Below are 26,028 nucleotides of genomic sequence, written 5' to 3'. Positions count from 1 at the left end.
TTATTTTTACATAATAAAAGCTATATTGAAATAATAAATTATATACTTATTTTTATTTAATATGTTTTAAAGGCTCATCACTAATATTATTTAAATTATTTAAATATCTGCTTAATGCAAAAAAATAATCAGAAAGCCTATTTATATATTTATAACTTACAGGGTAGTTCCTATTTTGAAATAATCTGGCAAATATTATTTCACTTTTTCTTATTTCTGATCTTATTATATGAGAAAAAGTAGATTCTTTACTTCCAGAATAATAAATAAAAGTATCCATTGGTTTTGTATTATATATTAAAAAATCTATATTTTTTTCTAAAAAATTTATATCATCTTCTAATATATGCTCTTTAGTAAATTCCATTGAAATTTCAATTCCTACTAAATATAACTGATATTGTATTTTTTTTAATATATTATCTAAATCGTATGAATTTGATTTGTCTGTTGTTGTTTCTATATCATTTACTAAACTTCGTAAAAAACCTATTTCAGAATTTACTTTATCTATCTGACCTTGTAATTCTATTTCAATATCTCCTTTAAAACATTTTTTACCTAAAAAATTTGTGGTATAACCATAATCACCACTTTTAGTATAAATTTTATCCATATATTTCTTCCTTTCGTATATGTAATATTTTTTATATGTATATGTTAATTTAAGTTGCACAATCTATGACTATGGAGGTGATTATATGTATAATAAACCTTTAGAAAATATACAAGATGAGAAGTCACAATTTAAAAATGAAGATTCGTTTTTAAATTATAAAAATTCTTACGGATATAATGATAATCTTACATCTAAACTTGGTGGCAATTATATAAAAATAATTGAATTTTACGATGGAAAATTATAATGTGTCTCTAAAAAGTAAATGAAGACTGTAATCATTTAAAGATTACAGTCTCTCTCATGGTCTGGGTAACAGGATTTGAACCTGCGACCTCTAGAACCCCATTCTAGCGCGCTACCATCTGCGCCATACCCAGATAACAAATTTAATTATAACATAAGATATAAAAAAATCAATAAAAATAGGCTTATACAAGCCTATTTTTATTGATTTAGGTAAAATAAATTATTTAAAAATTATAAAATTATACAAATTAATCCGCCCGTACCTTCGTTGATAATCTTTTGAAGAGTTTTTTGAAGTTTTATTTGAACATCTTCAGGCATCTTATAAAGTTTATTTTGAAGTTCTTCTTTAACCAATATTTCTAAAGGTTTTCCAAACATATTACTTTGCCAAATTTTTGATTTATCATTTTCAAATTGATCTAATAATGATTTCATAAGTTCTTCACTTTGTTTTTCAGTGCCCATTATTGGAGATATTTCACTTTCAATATCAGCTTTTATAAAATGGAGTGAAGGAGCACTTGCTTTAAGTTTAACTACACATCTATTACCTTGTTTTACAACTTCAGGTTCTTCTAATTTCATTTCAGATAATTGTGGAGAAACTAATCCATATCCTGTTTCTCTAACATCTTTTAAAGCTTGTGCTACTTTATCATATTCAACCTTTGCTTCATTTAAAGTTTTAATTATAGATAATAACTCATTTTCTCCTTTAATATCGCTACCACATACTTCACTAAGTACTTTATAAAATAAATTCTTTTTAGGATTAAGTATGACTCGAGCAGTACCATTTCCCATATTTATTTCGCTTAAATCTGCTAAATCTAAAAACTCAACTTCTTTAAAATCTTCTATAGAGCGTTTAACATCTCTAACCTTAAAAATTTTTTTACACATATCTTTAACAAGATTTAAAAAGTCGATCTTTAACCAATGCTTTGGTTCTAACTTTTCAATCCATTCTGGAATGTCTATGTTAATTTCAGAAACTGGGAATTCTTTAAGTACAATTTGAAAAACAGTAGCTATGTCATTTTCATTCATATTTAATACATCTAAAGTTTGTACAGGTACATCGTATTTTTCTTCAAGTTCTTTCCTTAATTCTTCAGTTTTAGGATCATTAACATTTGCTGAATTTAAAATTATTATAAAAGGCTTATTTATAGCTTTTAATTCTTTTACTACTCTTTCTTCTGCTTCTAAATAATCTTCTCTTGGAATATCAGTTATTGATCCATCAGTAGTTACTACTAACCCTATAGTAGAGTGCTCATTTATAACTTTTTTAGTTCCAATTTCTGCAGCTTCTTCAAAAGGTATTTCATGATCATACCATGGAGTTGTAACCATTTTAGGACCATTTACCTCTGAGTATCCTAATGCACCTTTTACTATATAACCAACGCAATCAACCATTCTAACTTTAAATTTTACCCCATCACCAATATGAATTTCAACAGCTTCATTTGGTACAAATTTAGGCTCTGTAGTATGAATAGATTTTCCAGATGCACTTTGTGGTAATTCATCTTTAGCTCTTTGTTTTTTATAGGAGTTTTCAATATTAGGAATAACCATTAGATCCATAAATCTTTTAATAAAAGACGATTTTCCTGTTCTTACTGGTCCAACTACTCCTACATATATATCTCCTTGTGTTCTTTCTGCTATATCCTTATATATATCGAACTTTTCCAACGCATTCCCTCCAATAAATACTTACTAACAATATATATATATTTGAGGGAAATAAAATTTATTACTTATTTTTTATAGATTAATTTTACATCATATAAATTTCATCTTTTTTATCTCTAGACATTAATTTATAAACTCCATATTCAGGATCTAATCCTTCAAATATAACTTTATAAAGCACATCAGTAATAGGCATTGAAATATTTAATTTTTCTTTTAGTTTATAAAATATACTGCAAGATTTTATTCCTTCAACGACCATTCCTATTTTTTCAATAGCTTCATTTGGAGTAAAACCTTGCCCTATCAATATACCAGCTTTTCTATTTCTACTATGCATACTAGTACATGTAACTATAAGATCTCCCATTCCTGTAAGCCCGAAAAATGTTTCTTTTTTCCCACCTAATTTTGTTCCAATTCTCGTAATTTCAGTCATTCCTCTTGTCATAAGAGCAGCTTTTGCATTATCTCCATAACCTATCCCATCTGATATACCAGCAGCCAGTGCTATTATATTTTTAACAGCTCCTCCTATTTCAATACCAATTATATCATTATTAGTATATACTCTAAATTTATCCGTCATAAATAAATTTTGAACTTTCATTGCAGCTTCCATATATTTTGATGTTACTACCACAGCAGTAGGTATATCATTTGCTACTTCTTCAGCATGACTTGGCCCGGATAATATAACAATTGGGTTATTTGGGATTTCTTCTTCTATAACTTGTGATAGTCTTAAATATGTATTTTCTTCTATACCCTTAGCAATATTTATTATAATTTGATTTTCCTTTATAATATGTTTAATCTGTCTGCTCAAATCTCTTATAGCATGAGAAGGTACAGCCAAAACGATAAAATCACTATCTTTGATAGTATCTTTAATGCTGTCAAAAGCTTTTACATTGTATGGAATATTTATACCAGGAAGATATTTTTTATTTTCTCTTTTTATATTAATATTTTCTATAATATTTTTATTTCTATCCCATATATTCACTTCTAAACCTTTTTTAGCTAGCATTATACTTAAGGCACTTCCAAAGCTTCCAGCACCTAAAAAAGAAACTTTATCGCTCATTTTATTCTTTCCTTTCTCGAAAAATAAATTTTATAGCTGTTCCTTTAAAATCAAAACTTTCTCTTAATTGATTCAATAAATATCTTTCATAAGAAAAATGTAGTGCATCAGGATCATTTACAAAAAATACAAAAGTTGGAGGTTTTGTTTCTACTTGAGTAACATAATAAATTTTTAATCTTTTAAAACCTACTATAGGTGGTTCTTTCATTAATACAGCTCTGTTTATTACATCATTTAATATTCCTGTAGCAATTCTCTTTGAAAAATTTTCAAAGCATTGTTTTGCAATTTCAAGAACTTTTTGTACTCTTTGACCTGTTTTTGCAGAAATAAATACATATGGAGCATAATCTATGAAAGATAATTTATATTTCAATTCTTTTGTATAATTATTTAAAGTTTTATTATCTTTTTCTATTAAGTCCCATTTATTAACTACAATCATTATAGCTTTCCCTTGCTCGTGAGCATATCCTATTATTTTTTCATCTTGTTCTGATACCCCCTCTGTAGCATCAATCACAAGTATACATACATCAGCTCTTTCTATTGCAGCTAAAGTTCTAATAGCGCTATATCTTTCAATTTCTTCTTTTATTTTACTTTTTTTCCTAAGACCTGCTGTATCAATAAGAATAAATTTCCCATTTTCTGTTTCTAGAACACTATCAATAGCATCTCTTGTTGTACCTGGTACATCACTTACTATAACTCTTTCTTCTCCTAAAAGTTTATTTATAAGAGAAGATTTCCCAACATTAGGCCTTCCAACAATAGCAATTTTAATATATTCATTGTTTTTTTCATCATCTAAATCTTTAGGAAAATAGGAAACTACCTTATCTAACATATCTCCAAGTCCTAATCCTTGTGATGCTGAAATTGTTATAGGCTCTCCTATTCCTAAATTATAAAATTCATATGCATTATCTTCTTCTTTTAAACTATCTATTTTATTTACAACAAGTACAATCGGTTTTTTACTTTTTCTAAGCATTTGTGCTACTTCATAATCAGCAGCCACAAGTCCTTCTTTGCCATCAACTATAAAAATTATAACATTTGCTGTATCTATAGCAATTTGTGCCTGTCTTCTCATCTGAGAAAGAATTATATCTTCATTTTCAGGTTCAATACCACCTGTATCAATAATAGTAAAATTATAATTAAGCCAATCAGCTTCAGCATATACTCTATCTCTTGTTACTCCTGGGGTATCTTCTACAATTGAAATTCTTTTACCTGCAATTTTATTAAAAAGAGTTGATTTTCCTACATTTGGTCTTCCAACAATAGCTACAATTGGTTTTCCCATTTATTATTCCTCCTTGCTAAAATTATTTAATATATCAATTAAATCCTCACCAGTATATTCTGCAATGAGTATTTTTTTACCAAAAATTTTTTCTATATCTTCTACTTTTATATCATCCAAAAATATTTTTTCATCACTCTTAAGCATATTTTTAGATATAATTATATATTGCCCTAAATTACATTCTTTAAGCTTTTCTATAATATCCTGACCAGTTAAAAGCCCTGCTACAGTTATAGTTTCTCCAAAAAATTTATTTGTAATTTTTATCACATTTAATTTTATTTTATTATTTAGTTTCATTATTTGATCTGCTGCTTCTTTTATTGTATCAAAAGCTGAAACTCCTGTTACAATAGTAAAATCTCCTTTAACATTTTTTTTAAGTTTTTTTAAACTTCTTTTTATATTACTTTTAAAAATTCGTATCATACCTATACCATCTTCAAGCTGTTCATATTCACCATAAAATTCTTCATTAGGTACTTCCATGCCTGCCATCACATAAAATTCATCAGATAATCTTATAAAAGGATATCCTATCTTTTCTATATATTTCTTTTGAAGTTTAGACATATTTATAATTTCTTCTTTACTGCTTTCTTTATTATATAAAGTTATATCAAATAAACCTTTTCTAAATTTTGTAATTCCTACTGGTACTGCTGCTACATTTTTAATAGAAGGATATAACTTAAATAAATCTTCTATTGTATTTTTTAGTTCATTCCCATTATTTAATCCTGGACATAAAACAATTTGACAATTAATTTCAATACCTCCTTTGGCTAGTTTTTCAAGTTTTTTGTATATATCTCCTGCAAATCTATTATTAAGCATTTTTACTCTCAATTCAGGATTTGTTGTATGAACAGAAACATTAATAGGACTAATTTTATATTTTATAATTCTATTTATATCTTCGTCATTCATATTAGTTAAAGTAATAAAATTTCCTTGAAGAAATGATAATCTAGAATCATCATCTTTAAAATAAAGTGTTTTTCTCATACCTTTAGGCAGTTGATCTATAAAACAAAATATACAATTATTAGAACATCTTGTTGCCTCATCTAATATAGAATTTTCAAATTCTATACCTAATTTCTCATCATATTCTTTTTCAATTTCTAAATCCCATATATCTCCATTTTCTTTTTCTATTCTAACAACTATAAATTCATCAGTAGTTAAAAATTTATAATCAATAACATCTTTTATTTCTATATCATTAATACTAATAAGTTTATCTCCGACTTCAATTCCTAGTTCTTCTGCTATACTCCCTTTTTCAACTTTTACTATTTTGTTTTTCATATTATCACCCCTAATTTGGTAATGTACTCATTTAGTTATAATACATTAACTATAAATTTTAGTCAATGAATAATAAAAACCCCTTTAAGGGGTTTTTATTATTCATTCAAATCTTTTTGCTCACCAGTAACTAAATAAATTGTCCATTCACATATATTAGTAGTATGATCTGCAAATCTTTCTAAAAACTTGCAAATAAATAAAAATTGAGTAGCTTGTTTAATTGTACTTGAATCACTCATCATTAATATTAAAAGCTCACTAAAAATTTGTTTATAAATTCCATCTATTTCATCATCCATCTTGCATATTTCATAAGCTTTTTTTACATTTCCTTCAATATATGCATTGACTGAAAGTCTTACCATTTCTTTTGCTTTTTCACCCATTCTAGGGATATCAATAAGTTGTTTTATATATTTTTCATCTTTTAATCTTTTTGCTATTTTAGCTATATCAACTGCATAATCAGCCATTCTTTCTAAATCTGTTACAATTTTTGAAGTAGTAAATATTATTCTTAAATCATGAGCTAACGGCTGTTGAGTAGCTATAAGTTTTATACATTTATCTTCTATTTCTTTTTGCATATTATCTACTAAATCATCATTTTCAATTATTTTATTTGCAAGTTTTTCATCTTGCTTTAACAATGATTCTATGCATAAACTTATTTGATCTTCAACCATATTTCCCATATTTTTTATATCATTATATAATTCTTGTAAATTATTATCAAAAGAGCTTCTTGCTGCTGCCATAAAAATCACCTCTATTTTTTATTATCCAAATCTACCAGTTATATAATCTTCAGTTCTTTTATCTCTAGGTTTATAAAATATATCTTCAGTTTTACCACTTTCAATGACTTCACCATTTAAAAAGAAAGCCGTATTATCAGAAATTCTTCCAGCCTGTTGCATATTATGGGTTACAATTACTACTGTATATTTTTTTTTAAGTTCATCCATTAATTCTTCTACTTTTCCTGTTGATATTGGATCAAGAGCAGAAGTTGGCTCATCCATTAAAATTACTTCCGGTTCAACTGCTAATACCCTTGCTATACATAGTCGTTGTTGTTGACCTCCTGATAATCCTTGTGCACTTTTTTTTAACCTATCTTTAACTTCATCCCATAGTGCAGCCCCTTTAAGACTTTTTTCAACAATTTCATCTAAAACATTTTTATTTTTTATTCCATGAATCTTAGGACCATAAGTAATATTATCATATATAGACATAGGAAATGGATTAGGTTTTTGAAAAACCATTCCAACTTTTTTTCTAAGTTCTATTACATCATAATCATTATATATATTTTTGCCTTCATATATTACTTGTCCTTCTATTTTAACATTATCTATTAAATCATTCATTCTGTTTAATGTTCTTAAAAATGTAGATTTACCACAACCTGAAGGTCCAATAAGTGCAGTAACTTTGTTTTTTGCTATATCTAAATTTATATTTTTTAAAGCATGAACATTTCCATAATAAAGATTTAAATTTTTAGTTTGTATAACATTCATAAAACTTCCCCCTTATTTTGTTCCTGTGTAAGAAGCATATATTTTTTTCCCTATTGTTCTTGCTAATATATTAAAGATTAGCACCATAATTATTAATACAGCTGAGGCTCCTGCAGCTATTTGAGCTGAATCTGGAGTAGAGGCTTCTGAATTAAGCTTCCAAATATAAACAGCTAATGTTTCTGCTGGCCTAAATAAACTAAAAGCAGAAACTTTATTTACTAAACTAATGTTGTTAAATTTAAGAGGTGGGGCACTCATTCCTGCTGTATATAATAATGCTGCAGCTTCTCCAAATATTCTTCCTGCTGCTAAAATAATGCCTGTTAATATTTGAGGTAGCGAAGTTGGAAGAATAACTTTTTTTATTGTCTGCCATTTAGTTGCTCCCAATCCTAAACTTGCTTCTTTAATACCAATAGAAGTAGTTTTTATAGCTGTTTCACATACTCTTGTTATAGAAGGAAGATTTATTACCGTTATAGCTAATGCTCCTGATAATAAATTATATCCTCCCGTTAATTTAACAAATATAATTAATCCAAAAAGTCCTACAACAATAGATGGAAGAGAAGCCATAGTTTCTATGCTTAATCGAATAATATTAAGCAAAAAACCTTCTTTAGCATATTCAGCTAAATATATTCCTGCTCCTATACCTATAGGAATTGTAATTAATAGAGAAACTATTAAAAGATAAAATGAATTAAATAGCATTGGACCTATGCCGCCACCAGTTTCTCCAAATTTGGGATTTCCAGTTAAAAATTTTAAATTTAAAGAATGTCTACCATTATAAATAATAAATCCTATAAGGCTTATTAAAATAATTAAAACCATAGCAGATATAACATATAATATTATTGTTGCTATCTTATCTTTTAATTTAGCGCTCATTATATTTCATCCTTCCTGCCTAATTTCCTTATAATAATAATAAAAATAAATGAAACTATAAGTAATAAAAGCGACATAGACCATAAAGCATTATTCCATTCAGATCCAAATATAGTGTTAGCCATATCCATAGTTAAAATGCTTGTAAGAGTAGAAGTTGTATCTAATAAAGAACTAGGAAGGTTAATTGAGTTACCAATAACCATTTGTACTGCTAATGCTTCGCCAAAGGCTCTAGCAATTCCTAAAACTATTCCAGTTAAAATGCCATTTTTAGCCGCTGGTACTATAACTTTACTTATAGTCTGCCATCTAGTAGCACCTAATCCATAAGAGGCTTCAATATAATCTTTAGGAATGTTTTTAATAGCGTCTGAAGAAATACTTGTTATTGTCGGAAGTATCATAATACTTAATACAAGAATACCTGCTAATAAGCTAAATCCCAGCCCTCCAAAAACATTTTTTATAAAAGGTACTAAAACCGTAAGTCCTACAAATCCATATACAACTGAAGGAATTCCTACAAATAGCTCCATTGCAGGTTGAAGTAGTTTTTCTCCTATTTTAGGAGAAATTGTATTCATAAAAATTGCTAATCCTATTCCAAGTGGAGCACTTATCAATACAGCTCCAACTGAAACTAATATAGATGATATTATAAAAATTAACGTTCCAAATTGAGGACCTCCATTTTCAAGCGACGCATCTGGATTCCAATTTGTAGAAAATAAAAATTTGGTTATTGGATATTTATCTTTTGTAAAAGTGCTTAGACCTTTTAATGTTACAAAAATAATTATTGATACCGTTAAAGCTACTATTAAAAGTCCGCATATTGTAACAAAAGTTTTCCCTATATATTCATTTTTTAACTTTTTTGAAAAATTTTCCTTATTCATATATAATCATCCTTATCTCAAATTTATTTTCTAGTTACTTTCATATCTTTTATAGGTATATATCCTAAATTTTCTACTAATACACTTACTTCAGGAGTGATCATGTAATCTAAAAACATCTTTGTGACTCCTTTAGGATCTCCTTTAGTATACATGTGCTCATATGACCAAATTTTGTATTTGCCATTAGCAATATTTTCTTTGTTCATATCTACACCATCTACTTTTAGAATCTTTATATTGCTTTCTTTAGAAATTGTTTTTAAAAATGAAGAAGCTAAATACCCTATGGCTCCATCATTTGATTCTATCGTTTTTTGTACTGCTCCACTTGAATCTTGAGTTAAAACTTTCCCTTGAATTTCGTCTTCTCCATTAAGAGCATATTTTTTAAATGCAGCTCGTGTTCCTGAAGATTTGGGTCTATTTATTACAACTATAGGGAGATCATTTCCTCCAACTTCTTTCCAATTTGTTACTTTACCTGTAAAAATTTTTATTAAATCACTACTGCTTATATTATCTATTTGTACTTTATTATTCACTACTATTCCAAATCCCACAACACAAATTTTATGATCCACAAGTTGATTTGCAAATTCTGGTTTTAGTTTATCTTCAGCATCTATATCTGAATTTCCTATATCAACTGCTCCTTGAATCACTTGAGTTAATCCTGTTCCACTTCCACCACCTTGAACATTTATTATAACATCAGTATATTTTTCGCTGAATTTTTTGCCTGCAGATTCAACTAAAGGTTGTAGAGCTGTAGAACCTGCAATAGTTATCAATCCTGACACATCTGATTTAGATTCATAATTATTATTTTTTTTACACCCACTAGAAAAAATAATTATATTGATTAATATTAGTACGATTATTTTCATTTTTAGGGCACTTTTTTTCATTATAAAAATACCTCCCAAAAGTATATAAAATTATATGTATATATGTTGATTATAAATTTTCAAAGTTAAATTAATGTTATGTATATGTTAAAATAAATTAACATATATATTTTTATATAAAATATTATTATCCTAAAAAAATTTTCAATGCATATTCAAAAAATTAAATTATATATACCATTAAAAATATAAATTAAATCTATCTTTTTAATGGTATATATATTGTAAATTTTGTTCCTACTCCTAATTGACTTTCTACTTCTATATTTCCATTAAAGCTTAAAACAATATGTTTAACTATAGCAAGACCTAATCCAGTCCCCCCTTGGCTTCTAGACCTTGCTTTATCAATTCTATAAAATCTTTCAAATATTCTGTTTAAATGCTCTTTAGACATGCCTACTCCAGTATCTTCCACCCAAATAATATAATTGTTATTTTTTAGTTCTGTACCTATAAAAACTTTATCATTTTTTTCTGAATATTTTATACCATTGTCAACTAAATTTATAATCATTTGTTTAAATCTGTCTCTATCTCCTACAATAGTAGGAAGATTTTCTCCAACAATTTTAATATTTACCCCTTTAGATTCTGCAATATTTTTCATAAGATTGTATACTTCTTCTATTACTTCATTTATATTAAATTCCTCTAATTTACCTTCTCTATGTTGCTCAATATGCGATAATATAAGTATATCATTTATCAATCTAGTTAATCTTTCAGCCTCATCATTAATAATATCTAGAAATTTATCTCTTGTATCTGAATCTTCTACATATTTAAGAGTTTCAGCAAAACCTTTAATTGATGTAAGCGGAGTTTTTAATTCATGAGATACATTTGCAACAAATTGTGATCTCATATTTTCTAATTTTTTAATATCAGTTATATCTTGAACTACTGCAACAGTACCTATAAGTTTATGTTCACTTATTATATCCGCTGTTTTTATTCTTAATTCTCTTTCTTTAGGCCATGTTATTTTTATTTCTTTATATTCTTCTAAATTGTATTTAAATATGTTCTCAAAATTATACTCATCTATAACGTCTAATAAATTTTCACCTATTACATCTTTATTTATGCCAAATATTTCTTTAGCATAAGGATTTATCATTATAATTTTATAATTTACATCAATGGCTATAACTCCGCTATCCATGCTTTTCAATATAGCTTCTAATCTGTTTTGTTTATCAGTAACATCTTTAAGCAGAATCTGAAGTTTATCAGCCATATCATTAAATGCTTTGCTTAATTCCCCTATTTCGTCATTAGATGTTATTTTTGATCTTTTATAAAGTTCACCATGTGCCAATCTTGATGCTATATATTGTAAGTTTTTTATTGGACTTACAATAATTTGAGATAATCTTATTGACATTATTGTTGCTATAAAAAGAACAAATATTAAAGTAATAATATAATCTTTAATATATTTACTTTTAAAATTATTTATTAAAGAAGCTTCCATAGAACTTCTTACTATATATCCATCATCAAAAACAGAAGCTACATATATCATATTTTTATTTAAAGTAGAACTATATCTAATACTATATCCAATGCCATTTTTTCGAGCTTCTTTTATTTCAGCCCTGTTATTATGATTTTTCATAGTTTCACTATCAACTATTGAATCAAATATTACATTTCCTGATTTATCTATATATGTAATTCTTATATTTAAATATTTTAGATTATTTTTTATAAATTCATCTTTATTTTTTATATTATCGCTTTTTAATATACTAATTATAAAGTCATTATTGTTTTTTAACTGTTTTTTTAAATTTTCATTAAAACTATAATTACTTATTCTAATAAAAAAAATAGTTAATACTATAACGCTCAAACTTAAAACAGTTAATATATAATATACAAGTCGTTTTTTCACATTAATCACCTATGTTAAACCTATATCCTACACCTCTAATAGTTTCAATATATTTAGGGGATTTATCATCATATTCTATCTTTTGCCTTAAATGCCTTATATGAACATCCACAGTTCTTGTCTCTCCAATAAAATCATATCCCCAGACTTTATCAAGCAAAAATTCCCTAGTTATTACTCTGCCTTTATTTTTTATTAGTATTTCCAGTACTTCAAATTCTTTTAATGTAAGCTCTATTTTTTTCCCGTCTTTTGTAACTTCATGATTTTCAAAATCTATAACTATACTATCAAACTTGAAAATTTTATCTATTGGATTATTTGATGTCCTTCTAAGCACAGCCTTAACTCTTGCAAGAAGTTCTCTTATAGAAAATGGTTTAGTTATATAATCATCTGCACCAAGTTCTAACCCTAAAATTTTATCTAATTCTTCGCTTTTAGCAGTTATCATAATTATTGGAATATTAGAAACACTAATGTCTTTTCTAACTTCTTTACATACATCATATCCATCTTTTTCTGGAAGCATCACATCCAGTAGCACTAAATCTGGCTTTTCATTTTTTATTAATTTTAAAGCATCTATTCCATTGCCAGCACAAATAACTTTATATCCGACATTTTCAAGATTAAATTTTATAAGTTCTTGGATATGCTCTTCATCATCTACAATAAGTATTTTATATTGTGACATTATACCCCTCCATTATTATTTCATATATATGTATGAAAACATTCGTCCACAATTTTTCCCAAATTTTCTATAAGAATAAAGTTCATATTCTTTATTACAAAATGTACAAATATCTACTGAATTTATATTTTGTAAATAAACTCCCTGACTTTTAAGTTGTGTACTTATACATAGTTTGAGATTTAATTTGTTATTTTTTATAATATCTATATCTTTATATGTTTTACAACTTTTAAATTTTTCAGCTACATCTTCACCTATTTCATAACAGCATTCCATATTATGAGGTCCTATATATGCAACTATATCAGATGGATTTGAATTAAATTCTTTTTTCATTTTTTCTATTGCTTTAATAACTATACAAGAAAGTGTCCCTCTCCATCCACTATGTATCGCAGCTATTACTTCTTTATTTGTATCATATATAATAACAGGTACACAATCAGCAGTAAACACACCTATTCCTATATTTTTTTTATTTGTTATAATTCCATCTCCTTTATAATTATATAAACTTAAACTATTATTTGTTATATATATATTATCTGAATGAATTTGACTTAAATACAATATATCTTCTAGTCCCATTAATTTCTTTAATTTTTCAATATTATTTTTACCAATATCTGAATTTATATTAAAATCAATATTATTTTTTGCTGTAGAAAAAAATATATTAGCATTTTTCACTTTTTCAGTTAAAAATTCATATTTATCTATTGCTATTTTTTTCATTTTTCTCTCCTTAATTAACATTATAACATTTACTCTTAAACATAATAATAAAAATAAATATATTTTAACTTATATTTAACATAATAAAAATGCCCTTTAGGGCATTTAACTTTTATTTGTCATTAAATTTTTTATTTCTTCCATAAATGTATTTATATCTTTAAATTGTCTATAAACAGAAGCAAATCTTACATATGCTACTTCATCTAAATTTTTTAAACTTTCCATAATCATTTCACCTATATAATCAGATTTTACTTCTGTAAGCATCTGATTACTTAATTTTTTTTCAATATCATTTGCTATAGCTTCAATTTGCATACGTGATATAGGCCTTTTTTGACATGCCTTCAAAAGACCGTTTATTATTTTAGACTTATCAAAATACTCTCTACTAGAATCTTTTTTTATAACTAAAATAGGAATATCTTCTACTTTTTCATAAGTAGTATATCTTTTGTTACATTTAAGACATTCTCTTCTTCTCCTTATAGCCATGTCATCTTCCGTAGATCTTGAATCTACTACTTTGCTTTCTTCATAACCGCAGAATGGACACTTCAACTTATTCACATCCTTGTAATTATAATATAATTAAATGTTTTTATTTATATTATAATTATACACTTTTATGTTACATTTTTCTACTCTTTGTTATTTTCAATAATCTCTTCTCCTTCAACAAGTATTACATCCACACCAATTTTAACTACTTTTGACCAAGGTATTTCAATTATATTATTTCTATTAAACCAAGAAACATTTTGATTAGGTAATAAAATAGATATTATTTTGTAACCATCACAATCAATTTTAAAATCTTTAATATATCCAAGCTTTGTTCCAGAATTAACATCTATTACTTCCATTGATTTTAAACTATTTATTGCATACATAGATTCTTCCATACTTTTTATCCCCCTTGCATTTTTCATAAATTTATTTTATAGGTTTATTCTAATATAATTTATATGAATATTTTAATTATTATATTATGATTATCTAATAAAAAAGTCTTTTTATTAAATATTTACCACTATATATAGCTGTAATAGAAATTTAGAAACACTATAAATTGTATATCGAAAATTAATTTACAGCTTATTATAGGTTAGTGATATTATTTATTATATAAAATTTAAAGAGCCTAAAAAGGCTCTTATATATATTTTCTCATATGCTTAAGTGCGGTTTTTTCAAGACGAGATACTTGTGCTTGAGATATTCCAATTTCATCAGCAACCTCCATTTGAGTTCTTCCATCAAAAAATCTTAAAGATAATATTAATTTTTCTCTATCATTTAATTTTTTCATTGCTTCTTTTATAGATATATTTTCAAGCCAGCTATCATCTGAATTTTTATTATCACTTATTTGATCCATAACATATATTGCGTCTCCTCCATCATGATATATAGGTTCAAATAGTGAAACTGGATCTTGTATTGCATCTAAAGCAAATACAACTTCTTCTCTAGGAACTTTTAATTCTTTAGCAATTTGAGATATTGTAGGTTCTTTATTATTTTCACCTACTAATTTATCTCTTACTTGAAGCGCCCTATAAGCAATATCTCGTAAAGATCTGCTAACTCTTATAGAATTATTATCTCGTAAATATCTTCTAATTTCTCCTATTATCATAGGGACAGCATAAGTAGAAAATTTTACATTTTGAGATAAATCAAAATTATCTATAGCTTTAATTAATCCTATGCAACCTACTTGAAATAAATCATCTACATTTTCTCCTCTATTATTAAATCTTTGAATTACACTTAAAACTAATCTTAAATTACCTTTTATAAATTTTTCTCTAGAAGCCTCATCTCCATCCTTCATATTAATAAGCAGCTGCCTCATTTCATTTTCTTTTAAAACTGGAAGCTTTGCTGTATTAACTCCACAAATTTCAACTTTGTTAATCATCATTCCGTCATCAGCCCCTTTAGAATAATAGCATTTAAATTATTTCCCGAGGAGCCGATTTTTATACTAAGGACAATCTATATCATTTTGTTTATTTCTTTTTTTAATCTTTTTATTATTCTTTTTTCTAGTCTTGATATATATGATTGTGATATTCCTAGCATATCTGCAACTTCTTTTTGCGTTTTTTCACATTCTCCGTTTAAACCAAATCTTAGTTGTACTATTTCTTTTTCACGACTATTTAACTTGTTCATAGCTACTAACAAAAGTTGTTTATCAACTTCATCTTCTATTAGATTATATACAACATCATTATCTGTCCCTAAAATATCTGAAAGAAGAAGTTCATTCCCATCCCAATCAATATTTAAAGGTTCATAAAAAGATATTTCTGATTTTACTTTACTATTCCTTCTTAAATACATAAGTATTTCATTTTCAATACATCTAGATGCATATGTAGCAAGTTTAATTTTTTTATTAGGATCAAAAGTATTCACAGCTTTTATAAGACCTATGGTGCCTACTGATATTAAATCTTCAACATTTACTCCTGTATTTTCAAACTTACGTGCTATATATACTACTAATCTTAAATTTCTTTCAATTAATATGGATCTTATACTTTCATCACCTTCAATTAATTTAGCAACTAAATCCTCTTCTTCTTCTTTGCTTAAAGGAGGAGGAAGTGCATCATTACCTCCTATGTAATATAGTTTTTTTGCAAATATTTTAAAATTTAAAAGTAGTCTATTTAATATTACCTTAAGTCTAAACATAATTTCCCCCCAAATTAAATTATTCCTCTAGATAAAAGAGCTTGATAATCATCATAATCACTTAATCTATTTTCACAAACAGCAACTATTACTTCTCTTTTTTTTATTTCTTCACCATTATGAATAACTATATATTCTGGTTTAAATCCAATTAAATTACCTATTTGACCATTTACAACTTTATAAGGAATATAAAATTTATTTTTATCATTGATTTTAAAATCATCTATGTATTTTTTTTCTATTATCATTACAGGTAATTTAGTCGCAGGTTCTCTTAATTCATTTCCTGTATCTAAAAAAGCTCTAATGCTTTTTTCTTTACCTTTATTTATAATATCAACTTTATATATAAGTGAATTAATTTCTTTTCTATCTCTTATATATATGACAATTCTATCTATAAATAAATAAATGGTAATTATACATAAAATTAATTTTTTATAACTAAAATTTATAGTAATATTATTAATTTGCAATACTGAGTTTCCATTAATTTCAATAAAAAAACATAATCCTGCAAGAAGCATAGAGTATAAAACATAAATTGATCCAGCTTTTAAATTAAAAACAAAACTTTTATTCCTAAATAAAAGTAAAATCATTATAAATACCATTAGAATTTTAAATGGGAGTATAGTCAAAATTCTTAATTTAGGAAATATTATAGTTAATACATATAATCCTCCAATAAGTGATGGTACAATCATTTCTTTAAACCATATTTTAACTCTAAGTGTTTGAGAAGTTATATATAAAAGAAAATAATTTATTATAATATTTTCTAATAATAAAACATCTATATGTACTATCATATATCCCCCCCCTTTAATTTATTATATATCTATTTATTTTAAAATTTTGTCGTTTTATAATATTAAAATCCATTTTTTACCTTTAAAAAACGGCAAATTACATCATATTACTATTTTTTTTGCAAAATAAAAAAAGTGCATAATGCACTTTTTATATTTTAGAATTTCTTCTTAAAAAAGCTGGTATTTCTAAGTCTCCATCATCATATTTATCTTTTTCTAAAGTTAATGCTGCTTCACTTCTACCTGTAATAATATTATTTGCTGACTTTATTTCTCTTTTATTATCTTCAAATCCTGTTGCTATAACTGTAATTCTTATTTCATCTTTTAAATTTTCATCTATAACAGCTCCAACTATTATATTTGCATCTGGATCCGCTGCTTGTTGAACTATTTCCGCAGCTTCATTCATCTCAATTAATGAAAAATCTGGTCCACCAGTAATATTTAATAAAACTCCTGTAGCACCAACTATTGAAGTTTCTAACAAAGGACTTGATATAGCTTGTTTTGCAGCTTCTTGTGCTCTATTGTCACCTTTACCTTCACCTGTTCCCATATGCGCTAATCCTTTATCTATCATTATAGTTTTAACATCAGCAAAGTCTAAATTAACAAGTCCAGGTATCGTAATCAAATCCGAAATCCCTTGAACACCTTGTCTTAATACATTATCTGCTAATTTAAAAGATTCAGCTAAAGGAGTTTTTTTATCTACAATGCTTAAAAGTCTTTCATTAGGTATTGTTACAAGAGTATCTACTCTTTCTTTTAAGTTTTTTATACCCATTTCTGCATGAAGCATTCTTTTCCTACCTTCAAACGGGAAAGGTTTTGTAACTACTCCTACAGTTAAAATTCCCATTGACTTTGCTATTTCAGCTATTACAGGCGCAGCACCTGTACCTGTTCCGCCACCCATTCCAGCTGTTATAAATAACATATCAGCTCCTTTTATTGCTTGAGCTATTTCTTCCTTACTTTCTTCTGCAGCTTTCATGCCTATTTCTGGATTGGCTCCTGCACCTAATCCTTTTGTAAGTTTGTCACCTATTTGTATCTTTTGTGATGCTTGTGAACGCATTAAATCTTGTTTATCAGTATTTACAGCTATAAACTCTAAATTTTTTAATCCGTCTTTAATCATTCTATTAACAGCATTATTTCCTCCACCACCACAACCTATTACTTTTATCTGAGCAAATTGTTCAATTTCAACATCAAAATCTAGCACAATAATACCTCCTTAGAAAAAATCTGATAAAAATCCTTTTATCTTTGAAAATACACTATTATTTTCTGTATATTGTTGTTCCTCTTTATTAGAACTTTTTTGATTTGTATTTGTACGTGAGGTTATATTTGAAATTTTTTGTTCATTTTTTATATTTGGCGTATTTAATACATCTTTAATTATTCCTACAGCGGTTGTATAAATAGGATTGGATGCCCCTACATATTCAGGAACTCCTATTCTTACAGGTTTATCAAATATTTTTTTTGCTAAATTTACAACACCATTTAATAGAGCTATTCCGCCTCCAACTAACACAATTCCATTTATATCATTTAAATATCCACTTTCATAAATTTTTTTCCTCACAAGTTTTAAAAGTTCATCAGTTCTTGCTTCAATTATGTCTACTAATGTAGAATAATCTATCGTTATAGACTCATTATAATTTGAATTAATCTTTATTTTACTATCAATTTTGTCTAATTTTTCAACAGAACCATATTTTATTTTTAGTTTTTCAGCTTCTGAAAAAGGTATTTTTAGACAAATTGAAATATCATTTGTTATAGTACGTCCACCAAAAGGAATGGAATCTATACGAATTAAGTTACCTCCTTTATAAATAGATATATCTATTTTTTCAGCTCCTATATCTATAATAGCAGTTCCCATATTAATTTCATCTTTCTTTAAAACTATTTCCGATATAGCTAAAGGTTCTAATACAATACCACTAACATCTAATCCAGCTTTGTGAACACTTTTTATTAAATTATTAACTATTGTTGATTGTGCCAAAATCACATATGCATCTACTTCTAGTCTAATTCCAGACATACCTACAGGATCTTTTATACTATCATAACCATCTATAATATATTTTTTAGGTATTACACCTATAATTTCTTTATTCATTGGTACTGAGGTTATTTTAGCTGCTTTTAAAACCCTTTCTACATCTTTATTGCTAATCTCTCTATCTTCAGATGAAATTGCAACAACTCCTTTGCTAGATACAAGTTCACATATTCCCCCTGATAAAGATACATAAACATTTCTTATATGAGTATCTATCATTCTTTCAAGTTGCTCAATACACTGCTTTATTGCTTCTGCAGTAGCATCTATATCAACTACTATACCTTGTTTTAATCCATTGCAATTAGCTGAAGACACTCCTAATATTTGAAGTTTTTCTTGTCTATCTTTTTTACCAATTGCAACGCAAATTTTTGAAGAACCAATATCCATACCTACTATGTATTCATCCATTAAGTCATTTTCCCCCCTTATAGAGAACCCTATTTGTATATATTCAACAAAAAATCTATTTTTCCTCTTAATTTTATAGAAATTTATAATATTTTATGAATAACTTTAATATAAATTATAAAATAATTTTTCATATAATGCTACAAAAAATTAAAAGGCGGAAATTTCCACCTTTTAATTTGCTTTCTCAAGTTCATTAATACTAACACTTCTTGTATGTACTGTGTGATTCCAATCTTTTTTGTTTTTATCAATTATACCCTGAATTGATATTGGAATCCAAGTTATTGTATATATAGGGAATATTAAATAATAAAATAGTACTTTTAAGCTTAATTTTTTATCAAGAAATAATACTATTGGAGTGTAAATGAATTGCAATATTGCAACAATCAAAAGAACAACTGTAACTGTATTTAAATTATTAATATTTAAAAACCAATTAATAAGCTCTGGTAAATTTTTAATTTTAGTTAGTCCGTCTATTATTGTTGCTATACCCAATACTACTATAGTTATTGGTTGAACACTATAAAGAGCACAATCTAAAGCAGTAAAATTAAACTCTTTAATAAATTTTTTGAGCAATTTTAGAAAGTATCTGCTTGCTACATCAGCATATCCTTGCATCCATCTTTTTCTTTGCCACCACGATTGCGCTAAAGTAAGAGGCTTTTCATCATATACCACAGCATCATGTGCCCATCCTACCTTATATCCATGTAATACTAATTTACATGTAAACTCTAAATCTTCAGTAAGACATGTTGCTCCCCAACCTAATTCTCTTAAAATATCGGTATCTATGCAACAACCTGTTCCTCCTAATTGATTAGATAAACCTAAATTTTCTCTTGATAACTGAAACATTCTATTTGAAGTCCAAAACGCGATAGAATATACACCAGTAACCCAAGTATCATTAGGATTTTTACTATCTAAGTATCCTTGAACAACTTTGAAACCTTCGCATAATTTATTATTCATCTCTTTTAAGAAATTTTTGGAAACAAGATTATCAGCATCGAAAACTACAACAGCATCATACTTTTTATCCATCTTAAATATTTTATCAAACATCCATTCTAATGCATAGCCTTTTCCTTTTTTTGTTTTATTAAATCTCTCATATACAATAGCTCCTGCAGCTTTAGCTTTAGCTGCTGTTTTATCTGTACAGTTATCTGCAACTACAAAGATATCATATAATTCTTTAGGATAATCTAATATATTTAAACTATATATAATATCTTGAATTACTTTTTCTTCGTTATGGGCAGCAACTATAAGAGCAAAAGATTTCTCAGGTTCAAATATATTTTTTTTCTTTTTTCTATAAAATCCAAAGAAAGAAATACACAAATAATACATAGAAATAATAAAAACAATATTGCTTAAGATATTTGCACTAACCTGCATTATTGATTTTATAATATTCAATATTAATCCCCCCTAGTTCACAGATATTTTAGCACATATTATTACTAATTACTATAGTATTTTAATTTTTTATATAAGATATTTTTTAATTTATATATTTTCCCTAAAATTAATAAATGCAATTTTATCACTAAATCCGATTTATTTAATAAAATACTTCTTAAAATTTATAATTATAATTAAGCTAAGTCACAACAAACTATAAATTAGCTTTTACTCTATAAGTTTATATAATTTAAAGATTTGTATTATATGTAAACTTTCATCAATATTTTTTAATAAAAGTACTTTTTAGGTATAATCTTAATTATTATATTAAAACATAATCATTTTTTTAAATATATTTTTATCTATAGCATAATCTTCTGCAGTGGCATTATTAATTATTCCTTTTTTACATAATTCAGCCAAAGCCATATCCATAGTTTTCATTCCATATTTTATACCTGTCTGAATAGATGATTCAATTTGATGAGTTTTACCTTCTCTAATTAAATTTTGTATTGCTGGTGTCCCTATCATAATCTCTAATGCTGCAGTTCTTCCTCCACCAAAAGCATTTGGAATTAATTGTTGAGATATTATACCTTGAATTACAGAGGCAAGTTGAATCCTTATTTGTGTTTGAGCATGAGGTGGAAAAACATCTATTATTCTATCTATTGTTTTAGCTGCTCCTATAGTATGAAGAGTAGAAAAAACTAGATGTCCAGTTTCTGCTGCAGTTATAGCAATTGAAATTGTCTCTAAATCTCTCATTTCTCCTACTAAAATTACATCTGGATCTTCACGTAATATATGTTTAAGAGCATTTTGATAACTAATGCTATCCTTCCCTATTTCTCTTTGATTTATTATAGATTTATGATGACTATGTAAATATTCTATAGGATCTTCTAGTGTAATAATATGTACAGCTTTACTTAAATTTATTTCATTTATCATAGCAGCTAGTGTTGTACTTTTGCCACTACCTGTTGGACCAGTAACTAAAATTAATCCTCTTTGCTTTAATGTAAGCTCTTTTATTATAGGTGGAAATTTTAGTTCTTCTAAAGTTGGAATTTTTGATGATATATATCTTATAGCTAAGGAATCTGTTCCTTTTTGTTTAAATATATTAACTCTAAATCTTCCAATACTATCTATAGAATAAGATATATCAATTTCTCCTTTATCTATATATTTTTTATAATCATCTTCATTGTTTAGTATTTCTTTTACATATTGATTAGTTTCTAATGAAGATAATTTATTAGAATTTATATAAACTAATTCTCCGTCAATTCGCAAAATAGGTGGAGCATCAACTGTTAAATGAAGATCTGAAGCTTTTTTTTCTACAGTTAAATTTAAAAGTTCATTTAACGTCATAATTTTATCCTCCAAATTTAAAATTTTATAATTTTATTTTATAGATAATATTTTAACACACTTTTGTTATTTTAAATATACTGAATTTAAAATAATAGAGTTAGAAACAAAGAAATTTATATATTCCTAAGTTTTCTAACTCTTATTGTATATTTTATTATTATTTTTATATCCATATTTAAACTAAATCCTTTTTCTATTTATCACTGATTAAGTTCTTTAAATAATTTTTTTAAAGCTCTTTTTTCAATCCTAGACACATAAGAACGTGATATACCTAACATTTTTGCAATTTCTCTTTGTGTTTTGGGTTTGCCATCAAGAAGTCCATACCTCATTTCTACAACAATTTTTTCTCTATGTGCGAGACAGCTTTCTATTTTGTTATATAATTTTTTTACTTGGATTTTATTTTCTACAACTTCTATTATGGAGTCTTCATCACTGCTTAAAACATCCATAAGAGATATTTCGTTTCCTTCTTTATCTATTCCTATAGGTTCTTGAAGATACACTTCTCCTTTTGTTTTTTTATTATTCCTAATTAGCATAAGTATTTCATTTTCTATACATCTAGCTGCATAAGTTGCTAATCTTGTTCCTTTTGAACTATCATAAGAATCTATAGCTTTTATTAATCCTACAGTACCTATAGATATTAAATCATCTACTTCTTTCCCTTGGTAAGAGTATTTTTTTACAATATGAGCTACAAGTCTTAAATTTCTTTCTACTAAAATGCTTTTGGCAAGTAAATCTCCATTTTTAAGTCTTTCTAAATATTCCTTTTCTTCTCTATCATCAAGTGGCTGAGGAAAAGAATTACCATTAGTAACATACGCTACTAAAAAAGTCATGCTGCCAACTAAATTTAATAAACAATTTACGAAGAACACAGTTGATCCTCCTAATAGTGCTTATTAATATAATATGGCAGAACAATAAAAAAAGTGACTATATTAAAAATTATTTTTTTAAATAATCGTATATAGATAAAACTATGTCCTTAAATATAGGAACTGCAGTATTAGCCGCCTGTTCGTTTTTATTGTCTATATCTTTTACAAATACTACCATAGAATAATATTTATTTTTAACTTTAAAAAATCCTATAAACCAACCATCTGAGGTTTTTTTATTTCCATCTATTCTAGTAGAAGTCCCAGTTTTACCTCCTATTTCTATATTTTTAATATCTGCTTCTACTCCTGTTCCTCTTCTAACAACTTTTATCATTTGATTTTTTAAAGAATTTGCTGTACTTTTCTTTAATGTGCTATATTCTTCTGTCTTAAGTAATTCTTTTACTTCATTGTTATCCCCAACATAAGCTTCAACTATATATGGTTTTACATAAATTCCATTATTAACCACAGTATTAACAATACCTACTGCTTGAATTGGAGTTATTCTCATGCTCTGACCAATTGCTAATTGTCCGGCTCCCTCCCCAGGTAATTTAGGCATAACGTAATCTCCTGTAACTTCACTATCAAATCCGAGAACTTTTGAAAAAATACCTTGAGATTGAGCTTCAGCTATAATATTATTTACACCTACTTTATCTCCAATTTGAGCAAATATATTATTACATGAAACTATTAAAGCCTCTTCAGGATCCAAAATACCATGATCTTTTTTTTCATCAATATTATATATATTTTGTTTACATGAATATTTTTCTCCTAAATTTATACTATTTCTTTCAAGCCCTGCTTCTTCTACTATTATTTTAAATATAGAACCAGGTTCAAATCCATTTTGCGTTGTAGATCCTAAATTTACATTAGGTTTAGTATCATCTTTTTGTGTCATTGCAAGTATTTTCCCACTATTGCTCTCTGAAAGTATAACTCCTATTTGCTCATGTTTTTTATATTTATCATCTTTTAATATTTCTTTTATATTATCTTGAATATTTTTATCTAAAGTTAGTCTTAAGTTTGTATTATTTTCTGGAGTTATAAATTCTCCTAAAGAAACATTTCCATTAATATCTTTAACAAAATTTATAGTAGGATATTGATTAAGCTTTGTTTTATTATATACAATCATTTCCAAAGAATCTTTAGATTTAAGTTTATTATCAACTTGATTTCTAGGATTTATAATCATATTTTCAATTTTCCATGCTTCACTTCTATCAACAACTGAAGTTGAATATGTATAAAATCCTTTAACATCTTTTATATTTTTTAATTTATTATATGTAATTTCATCTATTTCATAAGTTAATTTTTTAGATGTACCATTTAATCCAACTTTAGATAAATCATAACTATTATCATAGTTTCTAAGTATATATATTAGGGCATATAAGTCATCAGATTTTGTCCCCATATTATTTTTTATAAAAGCGGATGTATCTATAACAGCATAATATTTATTTTTATATTTTAAAAGTTCTTTTCCATTTTTATCAAATAATCGATAATTTAAATCACTTTTAGGTATTTTATCTGTATATTGTGAATCTGCCCATACACTTAATTTATATGCTTCATCAACCATTAATATTTTTATTCTCCACCAAATAATTACAAAAATAAGGAATATACTAACTATAAATATAATTATTCTCTTTTTTTGGATTTTATCTCTCATAAAAACACCTCACTATGACTTAATTTTAGCCTAAAGTGAGGTTTTTTATTCCATATTTATTGTTTTTGTAAAAATTGCTTTATATTTGCAACCAATAAATCTATAGCAACTTTATTATGTCCACCTTCTGGTATAATAATGTCTGCATATCTTTTAGTTGGCTCAATAAATTGCATATGCATAGGCCTTACAACATTTAAATATTGATCAATTACTGAATTTACAGTTCTTCCTCTTTCATTTATATCTCTTATAAGTCTTCTAATTATTCTAACATCTGGATCGGTATCTACATATATTTTTATATCTAATAAGTCCCTAAGTTCTATTTCTTGAAGTATTAATATTCCTTCTAAAATTATAATATCTTTAGGTTCAACTTTTATAGTTTCTTTTTTTCTATTATGAAGAGAAAAGTCATAAATTGGCTTATAAATTTCTTGTCCTTTTAATAAGCTTTTTAAATGTTCTATAAGAAGTGGTGTATCAAAAGCATCTGGATGATCATAGTTTGTTTTTATTCTTTCTTCAAAAGAAAGATGACTTTGATCTTTATAATAAGAATCCTGTTCAATCATTGCAATACAATTTCCATCAAATTTATTGTATATTTCTCGAGCAATTGTACTTTTACCTGAACCAGTTCCACCAGTAATTCCTATTAAAATTGGGCGTTTCATCAATT

General features: G+C 26.3%; 26 protein-coding genes and 1 tRNA gene. 1 reads left to right on the top strand and 26 read right to left on the bottom strand.

Annotated elements, in window-relative coordinates; translation table 11 throughout:
* Nucleotides 1-52: 52 nt before the first annotated feature.
* On the bottom strand, nt 53-616 hold the full coding sequence (locus tag B5D11_RS02985; protein WP_078681566.1) for a cob(I)yrinic acid a,c-diamide adenosyltransferase: 564 nt from the start codon (nt 614-616) through the stop codon (nt 53-55).
* An 85-nt stretch (nt 617-701) separates the two neighbouring features.
* Between B5D11_RS02985 and B5D11_RS12620 the strand changes: the two genes are divergently transcribed.
* A complete protein-coding gene (locus B5D11_RS12620; protein ID WP_180376943.1) occupies nt 702-866 on the top strand; it encodes a hypothetical protein in 165 nt (54 codons plus the stop codon).
* Nucleotides 867-923: 57 nt separating this feature from the next.
* On the opposite strand, the gene B5D11_RS02980 is transcribed toward B5D11_RS12620, so the two are convergent.
* From B5D11_RS02980 to udk, 25 genes are all read right to left on the bottom strand, one after another.
* A tRNA-Pro gene (locus tag B5D11_RS02980) sits at nt 924-999 on the bottom strand.
* Between the two features lie 100 nt (nt 1,000-1,099).
* On the bottom strand, nt 1,100-2,578 hold the full coding sequence (gene spoIVA / locus B5D11_RS02975; RefSeq protein WP_078681565.1) for a stage IV sporulation protein A: 1,479 nt from the start codon (nt 2,576-2,578) through the stop codon (nt 1,100-1,102).
* An 85-nt stretch (nt 2,579-2,663) separates the two neighbouring features.
* Entirely contained in the window at nt 2,664-3,668 is a 1,005-nt protein-coding gene (locus tag B5D11_RS02970; protein WP_078681564.1) for an NAD(P)H-dependent glycerol-3-phosphate dehydrogenase, read from the bottom strand.
* Between the two features lies 1 nt (nt 3,669).
* Nucleotides 3,670-4,986, bottom strand: a complete 1,317-nt coding sequence (der, locus tag B5D11_RS02965; protein WP_078681563.1) for a ribosome biogenesis GTPase Der — start codon at nt 4,984-4,986, stop codon at nt 3,670-3,672.
* A 3-nt stretch (nt 4,987-4,989) separates the two neighbouring features.
* On the bottom strand, nt 4,990-6,303 hold the full coding sequence (locus tag B5D11_RS02960) for a DUF512 domain-containing protein (protein ID WP_078681562.1): 1,314 nt from the start codon (nt 6,301-6,303) through the stop codon (nt 4,990-4,992).
* A gap of 98 nt (nt 6,304-6,401) precedes the next feature.
* Nucleotides 6,402-7,064 (bottom strand): phosphate signaling complex protein PhoU, encoded by a 663-nt coding sequence (phoU, locus tag B5D11_RS02955; RefSeq protein ID WP_078681561.1) that lies wholly within the window; start codon nt 7,062-7,064, stop codon nt 6,402-6,404.
* Nucleotides 7,065-7,085: 21 nt separating this feature from the next.
* A complete protein-coding gene (gene pstB / locus B5D11_RS02950) occupies nt 7,086-7,835 on the bottom strand; it encodes a phosphate ABC transporter ATP-binding protein PstB (protein ID WP_078681560.1) in 750 nt (249 codons plus the stop codon).
* A gap of 12 nt (nt 7,836-7,847) precedes the next feature.
* Nucleotides 7,848-8,732 (bottom strand): phosphate ABC transporter permease PstA, encoded by an 885-nt coding sequence (gene pstA / locus B5D11_RS02945; RefSeq protein ID WP_078681559.1) that lies wholly within the window; start codon nt 8,730-8,732, stop codon nt 7,848-7,850.
* Nucleotides 8,732-9,634: a phosphate ABC transporter permease subunit PstC gene (pstC, locus tag B5D11_RS02940; RefSeq protein WP_078681558.1), complete on the bottom strand. Its 903-nt coding sequence runs from the start codon at nt 9,632-9,634 to the stop codon at nt 8,732-8,734. The genes pstA and pstC overlap by 1 nt, the downstream gene beginning before the upstream one ends.
* Nucleotides 9,635-9,657: 23 nt before the next feature.
* Nucleotides 9,658-10,545: a phosphate ABC transporter substrate-binding protein gene (locus tag B5D11_RS02935; RefSeq protein ID WP_078681557.1), complete on the bottom strand. Its 888-nt coding sequence runs from the start codon at nt 10,543-10,545 to the stop codon at nt 9,658-9,660.
* 199 nt (nt 10,546-10,744) lie between these two features.
* Complete coding sequence (locus B5D11_RS02930) at nt 10,745-12,448, bottom strand: two-component system histidine kinase PnpS (RefSeq protein WP_078681556.1); 1,704 nt, start codon at nt 12,446-12,448, stop codon at nt 10,745-10,747.
* Between the two features lies 1 nt (nt 12,449).
* Nucleotides 12,450-13,145, bottom strand: coding sequence for a winged helix-turn-helix domain-containing protein (locus B5D11_RS02925; RefSeq protein ID WP_078681555.1), 696 nt, complete (start codon nt 13,143-13,145; stop codon nt 12,450-12,452).
* Nucleotides 13,146-13,160: 15 nt separating this feature from the next.
* Nucleotides 13,161-13,883: a peptidoglycan editing factor PgeF gene (gene pgeF / locus B5D11_RS02920; RefSeq protein WP_078681554.1), complete on the bottom strand. Its 723-nt coding sequence runs from the start codon at nt 13,881-13,883 to the stop codon at nt 13,161-13,163.
* A gap of 105 nt (nt 13,884-13,988) precedes the next feature.
* Nucleotides 13,989-14,447: a transcriptional regulator NrdR gene (gene nrdR, locus B5D11_RS02915; RefSeq protein ID WP_078681553.1), complete on the bottom strand. Its 459-nt coding sequence runs from the start codon at nt 14,445-14,447 to the stop codon at nt 13,989-13,991.
* 80 nt (nt 14,448-14,527) lie between these two features.
* Nucleotides 14,528-14,791 carry a YlmC/YmxH family sporulation protein gene (locus B5D11_RS02910; RefSeq protein WP_078681552.1) on the bottom strand — a complete coding sequence of 88 codons (264 nt, stop codon included), beginning with the start codon at nt 14,789-14,791 and terminating at the stop codon, nt 14,528-14,530.
* 251 nt (nt 14,792-15,042) lie between these two features.
* A complete protein-coding gene (gene sigG / locus B5D11_RS02905) occupies nt 15,043-15,816 on the bottom strand; it encodes an RNA polymerase sporulation sigma factor SigG (RefSeq protein WP_078681551.1) in 774 nt (257 codons plus the stop codon).
* Nucleotides 15,817-15,890: 74 nt separating this feature from the next.
* Nucleotides 15,891-16,598: an RNA polymerase sporulation sigma factor SigE gene (gene sigE / locus B5D11_RS02900; protein WP_078681550.1), complete on the bottom strand. Its 708-nt coding sequence runs from the start codon at nt 16,596-16,598 to the stop codon at nt 15,891-15,893.
* Nucleotides 16,599-16,612: 14 nt separating this feature from the next.
* Entirely contained in the window at nt 16,613-17,413 is an 801-nt protein-coding gene (gene spoIIGA, locus B5D11_RS02895; RefSeq protein WP_078681549.1) for a sigma-E processing peptidase SpoIIGA, read from the bottom strand.
* 151 nt (nt 17,414-17,564) lie between these two features.
* A complete protein-coding gene (gene ftsZ / locus B5D11_RS02890; RefSeq protein ID WP_078681548.1) occupies nt 17,565-18,650 on the bottom strand; it encodes a cell division protein FtsZ in 1,086 nt (361 codons plus the stop codon).
* Between the two features lie 12 nt (nt 18,651-18,662).
* Nucleotides 18,663-19,925 (bottom strand): cell division protein FtsA, encoded by a 1,263-nt coding sequence (gene ftsA / locus B5D11_RS02885; protein ID WP_078681547.1) that lies wholly within the window; start codon nt 19,923-19,925, stop codon nt 18,663-18,665.
* A 174-nt stretch (nt 19,926-20,099) separates the two neighbouring features.
* The gene (locus B5D11_RS02880) at nt 20,100-21,365 is read right to left on the bottom strand and encodes a glycosyltransferase family 2 protein (RefSeq protein ID WP_078681546.1); all 1,266 of its coding nucleotides are present in this window, start codon (nt 21,363-21,365) and stop codon (nt 20,100-20,102) included.
* Nucleotides 21,366-21,680: 315 nt separating this feature from the next.
* Complete coding sequence (locus tag B5D11_RS02875; RefSeq protein WP_127836446.1) at nt 21,681-22,742, bottom strand: type IV pilus twitching motility protein PilT; 1,062 nt, start codon at nt 22,740-22,742, stop codon at nt 21,681-21,683.
* Between the two features lie 200 nt (nt 22,743-22,942).
* Nucleotides 22,943-23,635, bottom strand: coding sequence for an RNA polymerase sporulation sigma factor SigK (gene sigK, locus B5D11_RS02870; RefSeq protein WP_078681544.1), 693 nt, complete (start codon nt 23,633-23,635; stop codon nt 22,943-22,945).
* A 70-nt stretch (nt 23,636-23,705) separates the two neighbouring features.
* Nucleotides 23,706-25,343 carry a penicillin-binding transpeptidase domain-containing protein gene (locus B5D11_RS02865; protein WP_078681543.1) on the bottom strand — a complete coding sequence of 546 codons (1,638 nt, stop codon included), beginning with the start codon at nt 25,341-25,343 and terminating at the stop codon, nt 23,706-23,708.
* Between the two features lie 56 nt (nt 25,344-25,399).
* Entirely contained in the window at nt 25,400-26,023 is a 624-nt protein-coding gene (gene udk / locus B5D11_RS02860; RefSeq protein WP_078681542.1) for a uridine kinase, read from the bottom strand.
* Nucleotides 26,024-26,028 lie beyond the last annotated feature (5 nt).

Origin of the sequence: Clostridium sp. USBA 49 (assembly GCF_900167505.1) — a bacterium.
GTDB classification, from domain to species: domain Bacteria; phylum Bacillota; class Clostridia; order Clostridiales; family Clostridiaceae; genus Clostridium_AT; species Clostridium_AT prolinivorans.
The sequence above is the reverse complement of the archived record's forward strand: the minus strand, read 5'-3'. Positions and strand labels throughout refer to the sequence as shown.

Excerpts from the sequence above, each read along its gene's own strand:
- pstB (WP_078681560.1), bottom strand. The coding sequence starts at position 7,835 with ATGAATGTTATACAAACTAAAAATTTAAATCTTTATTATGGAAATGTT.
- B5D11_RS12620 (WP_180376943.1), top strand. The coding sequence starts at position 702 with ATGTATAATAAACCTTTAGAAAATATACAAGATGAGAAGTCACAATTT.
- ftsA (WP_078681547.1), bottom strand. The coding sequence starts at position 19,925 with ATGGATGAATACATAGTAGGTATGGATATTGGTTCTTCAAAAATTTGC.
- B5D11_RS02985 (WP_078681566.1), bottom strand. The coding sequence starts at position 616 with ATGGATAAAATTTATACTAAAAGTGGTGATTATGGTTATACCACAAAT.
- B5D11_RS02970 (WP_078681564.1), bottom strand. The coding sequence starts at position 3,668 with ATGAGCGATAAAGTTTCTTTTTTAGGTGCTGGAAGCTTTGGAAGTGCC.
- B5D11_RS02935 (WP_078681557.1), bottom strand. The coding sequence starts at position 10,545 with ATGAAAAAAAGTGCCCTAAAAATGAAAATAATCGTACTAATATTAATC.
- B5D11_RS02910 (WP_078681552.1), bottom strand. The coding sequence starts at position 14,791 with ATGGAAGAATCTATGTATGCAATAAATAGTTTAAAATCAATGGAAGTA.
- pstA (WP_078681559.1), bottom strand. The coding sequence starts at position 8,732 with ATGAGCGCTAAATTAAAAGATAAGATAGCAACAATAATATTATATGTT.
- phoU (WP_078681561.1), bottom strand. The coding sequence starts at position 7,064 with ATGGCAGCAGCAAGAAGCTCTTTTGATAATAATTTACAAGAATTATAT.
- spoIIGA (WP_078681549.1), bottom strand. The coding sequence starts at position 17,413 with ATGATAGTACATATAGATGTTTTATTATTAGAAAATATTATAATAAAT.
- der (WP_078681563.1), bottom strand. The coding sequence starts at position 4,986 with ATGGGAAAACCAATTGTAGCTATTGTTGGAAGACCAAATGTAGGAAAA.
- B5D11_RS02925 (WP_078681555.1), bottom strand. The coding sequence starts at position 13,145 with ATGTCACAATATAAAATACTTATTGTAGATGATGAAGAGCATATCCAA.
- pgeF (WP_078681554.1), bottom strand. The coding sequence starts at position 13,883 with ATGAAAAAAATAGCAATAGATAAATATGAATTTTTAACTGAAAAAGTG.
- B5D11_RS02960 (WP_078681562.1), bottom strand. The coding sequence starts at position 6,303 with ATGAAAAACAAAATAGTAAAAGTTGAAAAAGGGAGTATAGCAGAAGAA.
- sigG (WP_078681551.1), bottom strand. The coding sequence starts at position 15,816 with ATGATGATTAACAAAGTTGAAATTTGTGGAGTTAATACAGCAAAGCTT.
- B5D11_RS02865 (WP_078681543.1), bottom strand. The coding sequence starts at position 25,343 with ATGAGAGATAAAATCCAAAAAAAGAGAATAATTATATTTATAGTTAGT.
- sigE (WP_078681550.1), bottom strand. The coding sequence starts at position 16,598 with ATGTTTAGACTTAAGGTAATATTAAATAGACTACTTTTAAATTTTAAA.
- pstC (WP_078681558.1), bottom strand. The coding sequence starts at position 9,634 with ATGAATAAGGAAAATTTTTCAAAAAAGTTAAAAAATGAATATATAGGG.
- udk (WP_078681542.1), bottom strand. The coding sequence starts at position 26,023 with ATGAAACGCCCAATTTTAATAGGAATTACTGGTGGAACTGGTTCAGGT.